Genomic DNA, 13,568 nt, shown 5'->3' with positions numbered 1-13,568 from the left:
CGCGACCTATCCTGCACCGATGGCGCACATCGACCTTGGCGTGGACGAGCAGCTCTTCCCCGGTATCCAGGGGCTTCTGCAGTACCGGCCGGAGACCGCGCGGCCGCTCATGATGCTGGCCGAGGTGCTTCTGCGCGGGCCAAGCACACTGGCGCCCGGTGAGCGGGAGCTGATCGCCGCCTACGTCTCCGAGCTCAACGAGTGCGCCTACTGCGCCGCCTCGCACGCGGCGTTCGCCGCGGCTCAGCTGCCCGAGGGGGTGCGGCTGGTCGACGAGGTCCGGGCCGATCTGGAGACGGCGCCGATAACGCCCAAGCTGCGTGCGTTGTTGCGCATTGCCTCCGCCGTACGGGAAGACGGGCGCAACGTGACCGCCTGGCTGGTCGCCGATGCGCGGGCGGAGGGCGCGACCGACCTCGAGATCCACGACACGGTTTTGATCGCCTCGGCGTTCAGCATGTTCAACCGGTATGTGGACGGGCTGGCCACGCTGACGCCGGAGTCGCCGGAGGCCTATCTGCACGGAGTGCACCGGATCGTGCGCGACGGCTACCTCGCCGGCCGCGGCGGGCCGGAGAGCGAGTGACCCCGTTCCTGCTCGAGCGCCTGCACCGGGCCGGAATGCGCGATGTCGTCAGCGTGGAGCCGGCGACCGGTGGGCTTGCGGCCCTCGCGGGGCTGGCGACCCGGCGGGACGCGCCGCCGCTGTTCGTCAAGGCGTTCGCCGACGCCCCGGACGATGACGTCTTCGCCGCGGAGGCCGAAGGGCTGGCCGCCCTGCGCGAGCTCGGCGGCATGGCGACGCCCGAGGTGATCCTGGCCGGCCGCGAACTGCTCGTGTTGTCGGTGCTGCGGCCGCGACCGAGCAGCGAGGCCTTCTGGGAGGAGTTCGCGCACGCGCTCGCCCGGCTGCACCTCAGCACAACGCACCCGCGCTTCGGATGGCACCGCGACAACTGGCTGGGCCGCCGCCGGCAAGTCAACAGCTGGGAGGAGGACGGCTTCACTTTCTTCGCCCGGCATCGGCTGCTGCGGTGGCTCAGGGAGCCCCGCGTCGAGGCGGCACTGGACGCCGGCGACCGGGCGGCGCTGGAGCGGCTATGTGAACGGCTGCCCGATCTGCTGCCGGTGAAGCCGGCCTGCCTGACCCACGGCGACATGTGGACGCAGAACGTCATGGCCACCGCGGACGGCCGGCCCGCGCTGATCGACCCGGCCGTGTCCTACATGTGGGCCGAGGTCGACCTCGCCCACGTGTGGACCACCTCGCCGCCGCCCGAGGCGGAACGGTTCTTCGCGGTCTACGCCGAGCTGACCGGCCTGGACGAGGACTGGCGGGACCGGATGCCGATCGTCCAGCTCCGCCAGCACCTCGCGGTGGTGGCCCAGTTCGAGAACGACTGGGGCGCGGCCGGCCTGATCCGCGCCACCCTGGCCCCGTTCCGGAAGAGCTAGAACGGGCTGGTGACCGGGCGCCATTCGCGGCCCTGCGGCAGGACGCCGCGCAAGGCCTCGTACCACTGGTACGCCATCTGCTGGTAGCCCAGCGCGTTGGGGTGGACGTGGTCGACCGTGTTGGCGACCGGCACGCGGGCCATGTCGACCAGCGTGACGTTGTCCGGGAAGAGGGCGGCCACCACGGGCAGCGTGCTGTTGTACCACTCGAAGTCGGCCTCGTGGCCGCGGTCGACGACCAGCAGCTCGGCCAGCAGGATGCGGACGTCGGGGTTCGCGGTGACGATGTGGTCGATCAGCTCGACCAGGCGGTCCGGCGCCTCGTCGACGTGGTCGTGGTGGAGCAGGTCGTTGGTGCCGATGTCCAGCAGCACGACGTCGGGGCGCGCGTCCGCCATCCACCCGTCGATGAGCTCGGTGAGCTGGGCGATCCGCCAGCCGGGGTGGCCCTCGTGCGCGGTGGCGCCGTTCACTTGCGAGCCGACGAAGGAGACGGGCCGGCTCAGCCAGGAGTAGAGGGCGGCGCGGTAGCCATTCTCGGTGGGGTCACCCTTGCCGAACGTGATGCTGTCGCCGAGCGGCATGACCCGCAGGCCCGCATCGACGGACGAGGACGCGGGAGAGGCGAGGGCGGCCGACGCCGGTGCCAGCGCCGTGACGACGGTGAGCGCGGCGGCCAGGGCACGGGACCGGATCGTCAGACGCATGCCTGCCCGTTCGGCCCGGCCGGCCGGCGCGCTGAGCGGGGCAACCGGTCCGCAACGTCATGCTCACCGAGGTGCCACCCGGCGGGCGATGACGGTGCCGCCGACCGCGATCAGAGCCACCAGGGCGAGCAGCACACCGGCCAGGCCCGCGCCGCCGGGAGTGGCGCCGGAGTCGGCGGCGAGCAGGGCGATGAAGACCAGGCCGCAGGCGATCCCGGCGGCGATCGCGGCCACGACCGGGCGAGGGCGGCGGGAGGCCAGCGTGATCCGGTTGAGGGCCAGGGCCAGCAGGGCGGCGGTGACCGCGCACATCGCGGTGACGAAGGCGGCGTGGTACCAGCCGGCCGCGGTGAAGCGATGCGGGCGGGGCAGGGTCCAGTTGGGGCGCGGGTTGCCGGCCGCCAGCCACAGGGCCTGGGAGGCGAGGCCGAGGGCGCCGGCGAGGACGGCCGTGACGAGGGCGAACGGCCGGTCACCCCGCGCGGCGGGGAGCGCGCGGACCGCGTACAGGAGGAAGCCTGTCATCGCCGGAAGGGCGAGCGCGTCGCCCCAGGTGGCGCTGGCGAAGTCGAAGAGGCCGGGCAGCGACGACGGGTGAACGCCGGACGTCCAGAAGAGACAGAGAGCGCCGAATCCCGCGGCGAGGACGACGAAAGCGGCGGCGGCCGGTACCTTCAGGTCACTTTTCCGACGTGCGGAGGAAGCGGCCACGTGGTCAGGATCGCACACTTCTCGGACGCGGCCGTCGACGGTGTGAACGGCATCGCGACGTCGGTCCGGCTGCTGGTCGACCAGCTCGAGGAGCTGGGCCACGAGAGCCTGGTGACCAGCACCGGGCCGCTGTGGCGACCGGGCGGGCGGGTGCCGTCGCTGGACACGGGGATGGGTGACTTCCGGTTCGCGCTGTTTCCGATGCGCGGGCTGCGGAGCCGCGTCGAGGAATGGCGGCCGGACATCGCGCACGTGCACACGCCGGGGCCGTTGGGCGCCGCGGGGCTGTCGGTCGCGAAGTTCATGGGCATTCCGGCGGTGTACACCTACCACACCGACATGCACGGTTACTCGGCGTTCTACCACTTCCCCACCCCGGTGATCCGGGCCGGCACCGCGCTCTACGCCCGCTATCTGCCGCACGGCGAACGGGTCCGCGGCCGGGGGAAGTACGCGGCGGTCGAGGCGGCCAACGCGCGGGTCTTCGAGGCCGCGGACGTCATCATCCTGCCGACCGCGACGGCGCTGCGGCACTGCCGGACGGCCGGCGCCTACGCCCACAAGGTGCGAGTCATCGCCACTCCCCCGGGCCATCATGGGGAGCAGGCCGCGCGCAACGAACCGGTCGTCCTCTTCGTGGGCCGCGTCTGCGCGGAGAAGGGCATCCCGCTGCTGCTCGATGCTTTCAAGCTGCTGCGAGGGAATCGGCCGGACGCGAGGCTCGTCCTGGCCGGCCCGGTCTCGCCCCGCCTCGGATTGCGCCGGCGACTCAGCGAACGCGGGTTAACCGAGCACGTCGATGTCACCGGCACCCTGCACGGCGCGGAGGTGCCGGCCGCCTACCGCTCGGCGAGCGTGTTCGCCTTTCCGTCCACGACGGACACTCAGGGCATCGTGCTGCACGAAGCGGCCCTGGCGGGGCTGCCGATCGTCATGGTCGATCGCGAGCTGGCGGCCGGCCATCCGCTGGGCGAGGCGGTGCGGCTGGCCGATCCGGCGCCGGCTTCCCTCGCCTCGGCCCTGCGGGCCTCGCTGGACGACACCGACGGCAAGACGGCGGCGAGGGCGAGGCAGATCGCGTACGGCCTGACGCCCGCCCTTTTCGCCGAGCGGACCCTCGACGCCTACCGGGCCGCGCTCATGCCCGCCGGTCGAGGATGAGCTGGTACACGTCGATCTCGCCGGAGACGAATCCCGCTTCACAATAGGCCAGGTAGTACTCCCACGTACGGATGAAGATGTCGTCGAAGCCGAGCGCGCGGACCCGATCGGCGTTCGACAGGAAGTTCTCCCGCCACAGCCGCAACGTCTTGGCGTAGCTCCAGCCGAAGGCCCGCTTGTCGGCCAGCCGCAGCCCGGTGCCGGCGGCGAGCTGACGCTCGACCTCCTCGACCGAGAGCATCACGCCGCCGGGGAAGATGTATTTCTGCACCCACGTGTACGTGTCGGCGAACTGCAGCCGCTCGTCGGGCAGGGTGATGGCCTGGATGCCGGCCCGGCCGCCCGGCGCGAGCAGCCGGTCGATGGCGCCGAAGTACGACGGCCAGTACTTACGGCCGACCGCCTCGATCATCTCGACGCTGACGATCGCGTCGAACCCCTGGGCGTCCTCGACGTGCCGGTAGTCGCGCAGCTCGATGGTGACCCGGTCGGCGACCCCGGCCTCGGCCACCCGCTGCTGGGCGAGCGCCTGCTGCTCGGTGGAGATGGTGATGGTGTGCACCCGCGCGCCGCGTTTCGCGGCCCGGATCGAGAGCTCGCCCCAGCCGGTGCCGATCTCGAGGACCCGGGTGCCGTCGCCGACCCCGGTCAGGTCGAGCAACCTGTCGATCTTGCGGCGCTGGGCGCCGGCTAGGTCGTCGTCCTCCGGGCCGGCGAACAACCCCGACGAGTACGTCATGGTCTCGTCGAGGAACAGCGCGAACATCTCGTTGGACAGGTCGTAGTGCCGCTGGATGTTGCGGCGGGCGCCCTCGACCGTGTTCTCCTCGTCGGACTTCGGGCGGGCGCCGTGCGCCCACTGCAGCCACGGCACGTGTCGCAGCCGGGCGAGCTTGCGATACCGGCCGAGCGACCCGCTCATCGCCGCGGCGGCCGCGGTGAGCAGCCCGGCCAGGTCGTCGGTGTCCCAGTCGCCCGCCTGGTAGGCCTCGCCGAGCCCGATCAGGCCGGTGGCGCCGACCCGCCGGTGGAACGCCTCCGGCCGGCGCAGGCGCAGGACGGGCGGCGGGCTCGGGGGCGGCGGTCCGTCGCCGGTGACGACGCGCACCGGCACCCGGCCGGCGACGAACCGCAGCAGAGCCTTGGCGGCCGCCCCGCGTAGTGGCGCGCGGGGGACCGTCTCCACATCGGGCCAGTAGCCCGCGGGCGTGGTGGGGACGCCGATCTCCGTCATAAGCAGCACTCTCGGCGATCTCCCGGTCACCCGCAAGACCTAGTCAGAAGTTGAATTGATCGATGTTCCCGGCCGGCTTTGCCGCCGCGGTTTTTGTGTGCCCTTGTCGGGCAGGCGCATCATCGATCGATGCGCGCCGTTCTCGCCGACCTGTCCGTTCCCCGGTACCTGCTGACGGCTGCCACGAAGGGACGGGCGCCGTTCGGGCTGCTTTCGCTCCGGGACGACCTGCCGGCGCCCGCCCTGCCCAAGGCGCCGGGGTGGGTGCTGCTGCGCACCGAGCTCGGCGGCATCTGCGGCAGCGACCTCGCCGTCGCCCGCGCGAAGAACTCGCCGGTGCTGAGCGCCTTCTACACCGCCCGCAAGCAGATCCTCGGGCACGAGATCGTGGCGGTGGTCGACTGGACCGGGCCGGGCGTCACCGCGGTCCAGGCCGGTGACCGGGTCGTGGTCGATCCCGTCCTCCCCTGCGCACACCGCGGGTTCGAGCCGTGCCGGTCCTGCCGCGAGGGCCACCCGAATGTCTGCGAGCGAGGGCAGAACCCGGCGCAGGGCTTCGACGCGGCCCTCGGCGGCGGCTGGGGTGAGCTGATCGCGGCGCACGAGAGCCAGCTCCACCGGGTCGGCGTCATGGCCGCCGCGCGGGCGGTGCTGGCCGAGCCGGCCTCGATCGGGTTGCACGCGACGCTGCGCTGGGAGCGGCGCGGCGACCGGGCCGTGGTGATCGGGCCGGGCACGATCGGGCTGCTGACGACGGCCGCGCTGCGCCGGCTGCATCCGGATCTCGACATCACGGTGGTGGGGCCGGGCCGCTTCAAGGCGGAGAACGTCGGCGCGACCAGAACCATGGCCTCCGGCCCCGAGGTCGTGGAGAAGTTAGCCGAGATTCACGGCGGCCGGGTCATCCGGCCGCGCGTCGCCGGGACCCCGATCCTCGAGCAGGGCGTCGACGTGGTCTTCGACTGCGTGGCGCAGCCGGACACGATCGACCTGGCGCTGCACCTGTTGCGCCCCACCGGGATGCTCGTCCTGGTCGGCGGGGCGGGCCGGCAGCGGGTCGACTGGTCGCTGGTGTGGAACAGGCAGCTGACCGTCCAAGGCACGATCAACTCCGGTCCGGAGCCGGCGCTCGGCGGCCGGTCGGCGATGTCGCAGGTGGTGCAGTGGCTGGGCGATCCGGCGTACCCGGCGGACGGCCTGGTCACGCACGAGTTCCCGCTGTCCCGGTGGCGGGCCGCGCTGTCCACGGCCGCGGCCGGGCCACGGGCGGGGGCTGTGAAGGTTGCGCTACGCCCCCTATAGTGGCGGGCCATGATCGAGACCATCGAGCTGACCAAGGCGTACGGGAAGGTGCGCGCGGTCGACGAGCTCTCGTTCACGGCGCTGCCGGGCCGGGTCACCGGGTTCCTCGGGCTCAACGGCTCGGGCAAGACGACCACGCTGCGCATGCTGCTCGGGCTGACCCGGCCGACCGGCGGCGCGGCGCTGATCGACGGCCGGCCCTTCACCGACCTCAAGCAACCGCTACGCGAGGTAGGCGCGGTGCTCGAACAGGGCATCAGCCACCCCGGGCAGAGCGGGCGGGCGCATCTCGTCACGCAGGCGATGCTGGCCGGGGCGAGCCGGGCGCGGGTCGATCTGCTGCTCGAACAGGTGGGCCTGACCGACGCCGCCCACCCGCGGACCGGCGACTACTCGCTCGGCATGCGCCAGCGCCTGGCGGTCGCGACCGCGCTGCTCGGCGAGCCCCAGGTGCTGATCCTCGACGAGCCCGCCAACGGCCTCGACCCCGAGGGCATCGCCTGGCTGCGCGGGCTGCTGCGGGAGCACGCGTACGGCGGTGGCACCGTCCTCATCTCCAGCCACCTGCTCGCCGAGCTCGCGCAGCTCATCGACGACGTGGTGATCATCGCGAACGGGCGGCTGCGTCACGAGGGGCCGTTGGAGAGCCTCTACGGGTCGGGATGCGTGCTCGTCCGGGGCCGGGACCCGCAGCGGCTGCGGGAGGCCTTCGAGAGCGCAGGCGCGAAGGTGACGAGCGACGACGGTCCCTTCCTGACGGTCGACGGGCTGTCGTCGGAGGAGGCCGGCGAGATCGCCTTCGCCGCCGGGGTGCCCGTGCATGAGCTGCTGACCGACACGCCCAACCTCGAACAGATCTTCCTCGAGCTGGCGGGCGCCTGATGTTAATCCTCATTCGCAGCGAGCTGTACCGGATGGCAACCATCCGCTCGAGCTGGGTGTCGATCGCCCTGTTCGGCTTCGTCGCGGCCGCCTTCGGGGTGCTGGGCGCCGACTATTGGGCGCTGTTCGCCGGCCTGGGCGCCTTCGGCATCTCGGCGCTGACCGTCGCCCAGCATCACCAGCACCGCACGGTCGCCCTGATGTACCTGGCCCGGCCGAAGCGGTTGACGACGCTGTTCGCGCAGGTCGCCACGACGGTCGTGGTGTCCTGGGCGGTGGCCGCGCTCAGCGGCATGACCGCGCTGGTCAAGGACGGCGGCAACACCTACGTGCACACGCTGACCGTCGTCCCGATCATGGCAATCTTCGGAGCGTCGGTGGCGGCGCTCGTCCGCCGGTCGTCGTGGCTGCTGTTCGGCTTGGCGGTCTGGTTCGTCGTGGTCGAGGGCATGGTCGGCCACCTCGACTGGGAACTGCCGATCTCGTCATATCTGGACGCGGCCCGCGGCGACCCGTGGGGCCTCGAGGTCTTCATCGCTTGGGCGGTGGCGGCCCTCGCGGTCTCGGTCGCCTTCCTGGGCCGCGACCTCAGCGCCGACTGACGCGCGGCGCCACCTGAGAGCCGCCGGACCCACCAGGCGCCCCCTGGGCGCCGACCGCCGACTCAGCGCCGGCTGACGCCGTTGGCCGGCACCGCCGCCCGGCCGGTCGTCGCGCCGGCCGGCACCACCTGCGGCGACATCGTGGTCGTCACGGGCACGGCCGCCTGCACGGACTCCGCCGGGGCCGGGACGGAGGCCGGGGCCGGGACGGACGGCGAGGCCGGGACGGACGGCGAGGCCGGGGCCGCGACGGACGGCGAGGCCGCGACGGACGCCGAGGCCGCGACGGACGGCGAGGCCGGGGCCGCGACGGACGCCAGGGCCGAGGCCGCGACTGAGGCCGAGGCCGGCGCCGGGTCCGCGGGCCAGGGCAGGAAGCGCAGGCGACGCCTCGCGGCGAGGTCCTCCACCCAGCCGAAGACCAGCACGGCGTTGGCGAGCAAGGCGAGCGCGACAACGACGTACCCGATCTCGAAGAATTTGCCGAGACGCCACACCTGGAGCGCATCGCCGATCGGGTAGCACAACGCGATCGCGACGTTGTTCCACAGGTAGATCGTGACCGCCCGCGAGTTGATCAGAGAGACCCACTTGTCCAGGCCGGGGCGTCGGGTCAGCCAGCCCATCCGCGGCTGCCAGCGCAGCAGCGCGAGCACGAACCCGGCGTTGTAGAACGCGTAGGCGACCGGAATGTATTTGAGTCCACCGGCGTCGGGATGGGTCTGGCTCCAGAACAGGCCGCCCGTGATGCACGCGGCGGCGACCACGACGACCAGCCGGCCCGGCACCTTCCGCAGCGAACCGTCGCGGTAGGCGAAACCCAGGATCCAGCAGGCCGCGAAGACCAACAGGTCCGTGGCGACCTCCTGCACGGCGCCGACCGGGATCTCGTACGCCGTCAGCACGGCCACGAGCGCGACCGGCAGGAGAATCGTCATTAACTTCGCGCGCTTGTACAGCCACAGCAGCACCGGCGTCAGCGCGACCAGCCACAGGTAGGTCACCAGATACCAGAGCACCTCGGCCGCCTGGAGACCCCACGTGCTCGACGGCGGGTCGGCGAACGGGACGATCCAGGCGACCAGGTGCCACAGCGGCGGCCTCTCGTCCCAGCCGACCAGGAACATGGCCGGAACCACCACCGCCGCGAGCACCCAGAGGGCCGGCAGCAGGCGGCGCACCCGGCCGTAAAGCACCCGGTGGACCGGCTGGCGGCCGAGCGAACTGGCCATCAGCGAGCCGGCGAGCGCGAACATCACGCCCATCGACGGAAACGCGAGCTCGAGCGCGGCGAGCGGAAAGAAGTGGTACACCGACACCCGCACGATCGCGAGGACGCGCAGCAGGTCGAAGTACCGGTCCCGGGTCTTGGTCACGGACGGACGCTATGACCTGCGGTTTTGCGCGAGCTGTGACGTGCCTGTCCGTTACATCCGGCCCCCGGCAGGGCACAATGATCTCGAATCTTGGGGGGATCAGACGGTGACGTGGGAATTCGAGCAATATCTGGCGCTCTCCCCCGACATGGTGATCCTGGCCGGATACGACGGGTTCTGGAAGCGGATCAACCCGGCCGTGGAGGCGATTCTCGGCTATCCGGAGCAGGCGGCACTGGCGCGGCCGTTCCTGGAGCTCATCCACCCGGACGACCGCGCGGGCGCCCGGGAACAGCTGCGCCGCGCGGCCGGTGGGGCGCAGCCCTTCACGTACGAGACCCGGATGGTCTGCGCGGACGGCTCGATCCGCCGGATCGAGTGGACGGCGACGCCGTTCCCCGGGCAGAGCGTGCTGTACGGCGTCGGGCGCGACGTCACCGAGCTCCGCCGCACCGAGCGCGAACAGGCCGAGCTGCGGCGCATCGCCACCCTGGTCGCCGAGGGCGCCCGGCCGGCGGAGGTGCTCGCCGCCGTCACCGCGGCGGTCGCGGCCACGTTCGACGCCATCACCGGCGTGCTGCGGTTCGAGCACGACCCCTCCGAGGTGGTCCTGGCCGGGGCCTCGGACGAGATCGGCATCCCGGTCGGAACCCGCTGGGCGACCGACGACGCCCTGGCCGCCGCGGCCGTGCACCGCACCGGCAGCTCCAGCCGGATCGACCCCCTGGAATGGTCGGCGGCGGCCAGCGAGATCGCCGACGAGGTGCACCGGCTCGGCATCGTGTCGACCGTGGCGAGCCCGATCGTCGTCGAGGGCGAGCTGTGGGGCGTCATGACGGTGAACTCCCGGGAGGAACTGCCGCCGGACACCGCGCGGCGGCTCGGGAACTTCACCGATCTGGTCACGACCGCCATCGCGAACGCGGAGAGCAGGTCGCAGCTCGCGGCCTCCCGCCGGCGCATCGTGGCCGCCTCGGACGAGGCCCGGCGCACGATCGAGCGCAACCTGCACGACGGCACACAACAGCGGCTGGTCTCGCTGGCGCTGGCGGTGCGGGCCGCCGAGGCGAACCTGCCACCGGAGCGGGACGACCTGCGCGCCCAGCTGTCCGAGGTCGAGGCGGGCCTGGTGGCCGCCGTCGACGAGCTCCGCGAGCTGGCCCGCGGCATTCATCCGGCGATCCTGTCCCGGGGCGGCCTCGGCCCGGCCCTGCGGGCCCTGGCGCGCCGCTCCGCCATCCCGGCCGGCCTGGAGATCGCGCTCGACGTGCGACCGGCCGAGCCGATCGAGGCGGCGGCCTACTTCGTCGCCTCGGAGTCCCTCGCCAACGCGGCCAAGCACTCTCGCGCCGCCCGCGTCGAGGTGTCCCTCGTGCGGCGCGGCCAGATCCTCGTGCTGACCGTCCACGACGACGGCGCCGGCGGGGCGGATCCGCGCGGCTCGGGGCTGGTGGGTCTCCGCGACCGCGTCGAGGCGCTCGGCGGCTCGATGCGGGTCGACAGCCCGCCGGGCGGGGGCACGCGAATCACCGCCGAGCTCCCGCTCGAGCTGAAGCCACCCGCGTGAAAGAGCTCGCGAGCTGAAGCCACCCGCGTGAAAAGAGCAGGCGGCCGACGCCGCCTGCTCTTCACCGGCCTAGCTCACACGGATGGTCACACGGTCGTAGCGGGTCAGCGGGAACTCCCCGTTGTCGGTGCCCTGCAGGATGACCGAGATGGTCTGGCCCCGCTTCGCGTCCGGGGGAACCGTGACGGCGCCGTGGGCCGACACCGCCACCGCGCCGGGGTAGGTGCCCTCCTCGCGGTATTGCCACCACTGTGTGGCGACCCTGTCACGGTCGGGGTCGGAGACCCGGGCCGTGAGCCGGACCGTCGAGCCGGGGCGGGCCTGCACCGACGCGCCCTGGGCGATCCGCACCGACGGCGCGTGGTTGCCGTCGGAGTAGCGGCGGGTCAGCGTCCACTGGATCCGGGCCGCGAAATCGTTCTGGGCGGCCGCAGCCCAGCGCAGCGTCGTGTAGTTCGCCACGTCGGCGCCGGTGGCGTCCTTCTCGGTGGGGACCATCGTCCACAGGTTGGGCGACGCCGTGGTCTGCGTTGCCCGGCCGCCCCAGCCGCCGAGCAGCGGATTTTCCGGCGCCTGGATCCCGGTGTCCAGCAGCATGTTGAAGGCGACATTGTCCCCTTCGGACAGGAAGTCGTACTTGCCGAGCGGCGGGCACCATCCGGTCTGGGCGGCCACCGGGTCGCCGAAGATGTCGAGCTGGTCGCCGGGCATCGACTGGCCGTCGAGCCACGAGCGGTACAGCGACCCGTACGGCCCGACCTGGATGTTCCGCTGGATCCAGGCCCCGCTGAAGTAGACCCGGTCGGCGGGCAGACCGCGTACGTTGCCGGTGTTGCCGAAGTTGCAGTTGTAGCCCCAGGTCGCGTACCCGGCCGACATCTGCTCGACCCGGATGGCCGGCCATTGCACCGAGATGTAATCGGCGTAGGTCTCGTCCTGGAACCCGCTGGCCAGGATCACGGCCTTCGACGAGACGGCGTCGCGGATCCGCGGCCACGAGCGCGAACCGGAGTATCGCTCCTCAATGGACTTCAGCGCGCGGGCGATGGTGCTGGTGCCGCCCCACGCCTGCAGATAGAGCGGCCGCGGGTCGTGGTCGAGCAGCAGGCTCCGGATGAGATTCGAGCCTTCGGTGTCCTGGCTCATCTCCCCCTCGAAGTCGATGTTCCCCACCTTGACCTTGGAGAGCAGCGCGGCCGGCGACGGATAGTCCGGGTCGTGCGTCTTCAAATTCTTATAGACCTTCGCGTACGCCGGGAGCACCTGATCCTGGATCGTGCGTGTCCCGGTCCAGCGCCACGAGGTCTGCGGCGTCTTGTATTCGCGGCCGGGCAGGAAGAACTCGGTGCCCTTGCCGTCGCCGGCCCAGTGGAAACGGCCGCTGGTGTAGATGATGCCTTCGGTGTCGACGTCGTTGGTGTAGAGCAGGTAGCGGATCAGCGAGGCGAGGTCGTCCTGCTCCATGTCGGTGGTGACCACGGTGCGCGGCTTCGACGGGTGCGACGACGAGTGGGCGGATGCGGGAACGGCCTGGCCCGCAAGCGCGAGGCCGGCCGCCGTGGCGACAGCGAGGAACCGGCGGATCATGAAGGCACCTCTCCGAACAGCGCGTCCTGCACGATCCGCTGCGTCGCCATGGCGTCCTGCCGCTCCTGCGCCTCGGCCAGCGCGGTCTCGTCGAGGCGGTCGAGCGCCCGGTGGATGCGCTTGAGGAACGTGATGGACGTGCGGGCCGCGTCGACCGAGTCCTCGCGGAACGGGAACTGGTCGAGCTGCCAGACGCCGTCCCAGTTGTTCTTGCGCAGCACGTGGAAGAACTCGAAGATCTCGCTGAGGTGCACGGTGCCGACCACCAGGTCGTCGTCCCAGCCGCGCAAATTGTCGTTCACATCCATGCCGTACAGGCGGCCATGGTCGATGATCAGCTGGGCCGCGTCGGCCGGGGACTCGCCACCGTAGAGGCTGTGGCCGAAGTCCAGCAGGATGCCGACGTTGTCGAGGCCGATCTCCTGGATGCCCAGCAGCGAGCGGGCGGCCGAGTCCCAGGTCATCTTCACCCGCGGCTCGCGCGGCTTGTACTCGATGGCGAACTTGAGGTCGGGGTGGGCGCCGGCCAGCTCGCGCATGCCGTCGACCGCGAGCTTCCACAGGGTGCGGTGGTCGACCTGCCAGGGGTAGTCCCAGCCGTCCTGGCCGGGCCAGATCTTCACATAGTTGGCGCCGAGCTCGCGGACGATGCCGGCCGCCTCGTGCATGAGGTCGAGCGCGGCCTTGCGTACGCCCGGGTCGGGGTTGGTGAAGGAACCGCGGCTGAACTTGCGCAGATAGATCTCGGGGGTGATGCCGATCGCGGTGAGCCCCTGGGCGGCGAGGGCGTCCTTCACCTCGCCGAGGCCGACGCCGGGGGTGAAGGGGTAGTTGAGGTCGACCACGGAGAGGTCCTCGACCTGGCCGGCCAGCTCGATGGCCTCGAGCGTGGTGCGGGCCGGGCCGTAGCCGTCGGAGGCGTACCGGTCGACGTAGGTGGCGAAATGCCACAGGCCGGCGCCGAAGCGGGGGTACTCGGACATG

The 13,568-nt window shown here is 71.8% G+C and carries 13 protein-coding genes; 7 read left to right on the top strand and 6 right to left on the bottom strand.

Annotated features, from left to right (window positions below):
- The first annotated feature begins 19 nt into the window (after positions 1 to 19).
- Together ACQPZX_RS16265 and ACQPZX_RS16260 are read left to right on the top strand one after the other, a co-directional pair.
- Complete coding sequence (locus ACQPZX_RS16265; protein ID WP_433380973.1) at positions 20 to 586, top strand: carboxymuconolactone decarboxylase family protein; 567 nt, start codon at positions 20 to 22, stop codon at positions 584 to 586.
- Positions 583 to 1,455, top strand: a complete 873-nt coding sequence (locus ACQPZX_RS16260) for a fructosamine kinase family protein (protein WP_433380970.1) — start codon at positions 583 to 585, stop codon at positions 1,453 to 1,455. The genes ACQPZX_RS16265 and ACQPZX_RS16260 overlap by 4 nt, the downstream gene beginning before the upstream one ends.
- Here ACQPZX_RS16260 and ACQPZX_RS16255 read toward each other — a convergent pair.
- Entirely contained in the window at positions 1,452 to 2,162 is a 711-nt protein-coding gene (locus ACQPZX_RS16255; protein WP_433380968.1) for an SGNH/GDSL hydrolase family protein, read from the bottom strand. The genes ACQPZX_RS16260 and ACQPZX_RS16255 overlap by 4 nt on opposite strands.
- 63 nt (positions 2,163 to 2,225) lie before the next feature.
- The gene (locus ACQPZX_RS16250; RefSeq protein WP_433380965.1) at positions 2,226 to 2,873 is read right to left on the bottom strand and encodes a hypothetical protein; all 648 of its coding nucleotides are present in this window, start codon (positions 2,871 to 2,873) and stop codon (positions 2,226 to 2,228) included.
- Between ACQPZX_RS16250 and ACQPZX_RS16245 the strand changes: the two genes are divergently transcribed.
- Positions 2,874 to 4,034 carry a glycosyltransferase gene (locus ACQPZX_RS16245; protein ID WP_433380962.1) on the top strand — a complete coding sequence of 387 codons (1,161 nt, stop codon included), beginning with the start codon at positions 2,874 to 2,876 and terminating at the stop codon, positions 4,032 to 4,034.
- Here the strand turns inward: ACQPZX_RS16245 and ACQPZX_RS16240 are convergent.
- Positions 4,012 to 5,268 carry a class I SAM-dependent methyltransferase gene (locus ACQPZX_RS16240; RefSeq protein WP_433380959.1) on the bottom strand — a complete coding sequence of 419 codons (1,257 nt, stop codon included), beginning with the start codon at positions 5,266 to 5,268 and terminating at the stop codon, positions 4,012 to 4,014. The two genes, ACQPZX_RS16245 and ACQPZX_RS16240, sit on opposite strands and share 23 nt — an antisense overlap.
- Before the next feature lie 129 nt (positions 5,269 to 5,397).
- Between ACQPZX_RS16240 and ACQPZX_RS16235 the strand changes: the two genes are divergently transcribed.
- From ACQPZX_RS16235 to ACQPZX_RS16225, 3 genes are read left to right on the top strand one after another with little or no spacing between them, the layout of a single operon-like run.
- On the top strand, positions 5,398 to 6,570 hold the full coding sequence (locus tag ACQPZX_RS16235) for a zinc-dependent alcohol dehydrogenase (protein WP_433380956.1): 1,173 nt from the start codon (positions 5,398 to 5,400) through the stop codon (positions 6,568 to 6,570).
- Between the two features lie 9 nt (positions 6,571 to 6,579).
- Positions 6,580 to 7,452, top strand: a complete 873-nt coding sequence (locus ACQPZX_RS16230; protein ID WP_433380953.1) for an ATP-binding cassette domain-containing protein — start codon at positions 6,580 to 6,582, stop codon at positions 7,450 to 7,452.
- A gap of 32 nt (positions 7,453 to 7,484) precedes the next feature.
- Positions 7,485 to 8,054 carry a hypothetical protein gene (locus ACQPZX_RS16225; RefSeq protein ID WP_433380950.1) on the top strand — a complete coding sequence of 190 codons (570 nt, stop codon included), beginning with the start codon at positions 7,485 to 7,487 and terminating at the stop codon, positions 8,052 to 8,054.
- A 62-nt stretch (positions 8,055 to 8,116) separates the two neighbouring features.
- On the opposite strand, the gene ACQPZX_RS16220 is transcribed toward ACQPZX_RS16225, so the two are convergent.
- Complete coding sequence (locus tag ACQPZX_RS16220) at positions 8,117 to 9,430, bottom strand: acyltransferase family protein (RefSeq protein ID WP_433380948.1); 1,314 nt, start codon at positions 9,428 to 9,430, stop codon at positions 8,117 to 8,119.
- 106 nt (positions 9,431 to 9,536) lie between these two features.
- On the opposite strand from ACQPZX_RS16220, the gene ACQPZX_RS16215 reads away from it, so the two are divergent.
- Positions 9,537 to 10,997, top strand: a complete 1,461-nt coding sequence (locus ACQPZX_RS16215) for a PAS domain-containing sensor histidine kinase (RefSeq protein ID WP_433380945.1) — start codon at positions 9,537 to 9,539, stop codon at positions 10,995 to 10,997.
- 69 nt (positions 10,998 to 11,066) lie between these two features.
- Here the strand turns inward: ACQPZX_RS16215 and ACQPZX_RS16210 are convergent, their stop codons facing one another.
- The gene (locus ACQPZX_RS16210; RefSeq protein WP_433380942.1) at positions 11,067 to 12,584 is read right to left on the bottom strand and encodes a DUF1593 domain-containing protein; all 1,518 of its coding nucleotides are present in this window, start codon (positions 12,582 to 12,584) and stop codon (positions 11,067 to 11,069) included.
- Positions 12,581 to 13,567: a sugar phosphate isomerase/epimerase family protein gene (locus ACQPZX_RS16205; RefSeq protein ID WP_433380939.1), complete on the bottom strand. Its 987-nt coding sequence runs from the start codon at positions 13,565 to 13,567 to the stop codon at positions 12,581 to 12,583. The genes ACQPZX_RS16210 and ACQPZX_RS16205 overlap by 4 nt, the downstream gene beginning before the upstream one ends.
- Position 13,568 lies beyond the last annotated feature (1 nt).

Source organism: Actinoplanes sp. CA-142083 (genome assembly GCF_050942195.1).
Classification (GTDB): Bacteria; Actinomycetota; Actinomycetes; order Mycobacteriales; family Micromonosporaceae; genus Actinoplanes.
This window is presented reverse-complemented; position numbering and strand designations above follow the sequence as displayed.

Bases quoted from the DNA above. Each gene is read 5' to 3' on its own strand.
- ACQPZX_RS16205 (WP_433380939.1), bottom strand. From the start codon at position 13,567: ATGTCCGAGTACCCCCGCTTCGGCGCCGGCCTGTGGCATTTCGCCACC.
- ACQPZX_RS16210 (WP_433380942.1), bottom strand. From the start codon at position 12,584: ATGATCCGCCGGTTCCTCGCTGTCGCCACGGCGGCCGGCCTCGCGCTT.
- ACQPZX_RS16265 (WP_433380973.1), top strand. From the start codon at position 20: ATGGCGCACATCGACCTTGGCGTGGACGAGCAGCTCTTCCCCGGTATC.
- ACQPZX_RS16225 (WP_433380950.1), top strand. From the start codon at position 7,485: ATGGCAACCATCCGCTCGAGCTGGGTGTCGATCGCCCTGTTCGGCTTC.
- ACQPZX_RS16230 (WP_433380953.1), top strand. From the start codon at position 6,580: ATGATCGAGACCATCGAGCTGACCAAGGCGTACGGGAAGGTGCGCGCG.
- ACQPZX_RS16255 (WP_433380968.1), bottom strand. From the start codon at position 2,162: ATGCGTCTGACGATCCGGTCCCGTGCCCTGGCCGCCGCGCTCACCGTC.
- ACQPZX_RS16240 (WP_433380959.1), bottom strand. From the start codon at position 5,268: ATGACGGAGATCGGCGTCCCCACCACGCCCGCGGGCTACTGGCCCGAT.
- ACQPZX_RS16235 (WP_433380956.1), top strand. From the start codon at position 5,398: ATGCGCGCCGTTCTCGCCGACCTGTCCGTTCCCCGGTACCTGCTGACG.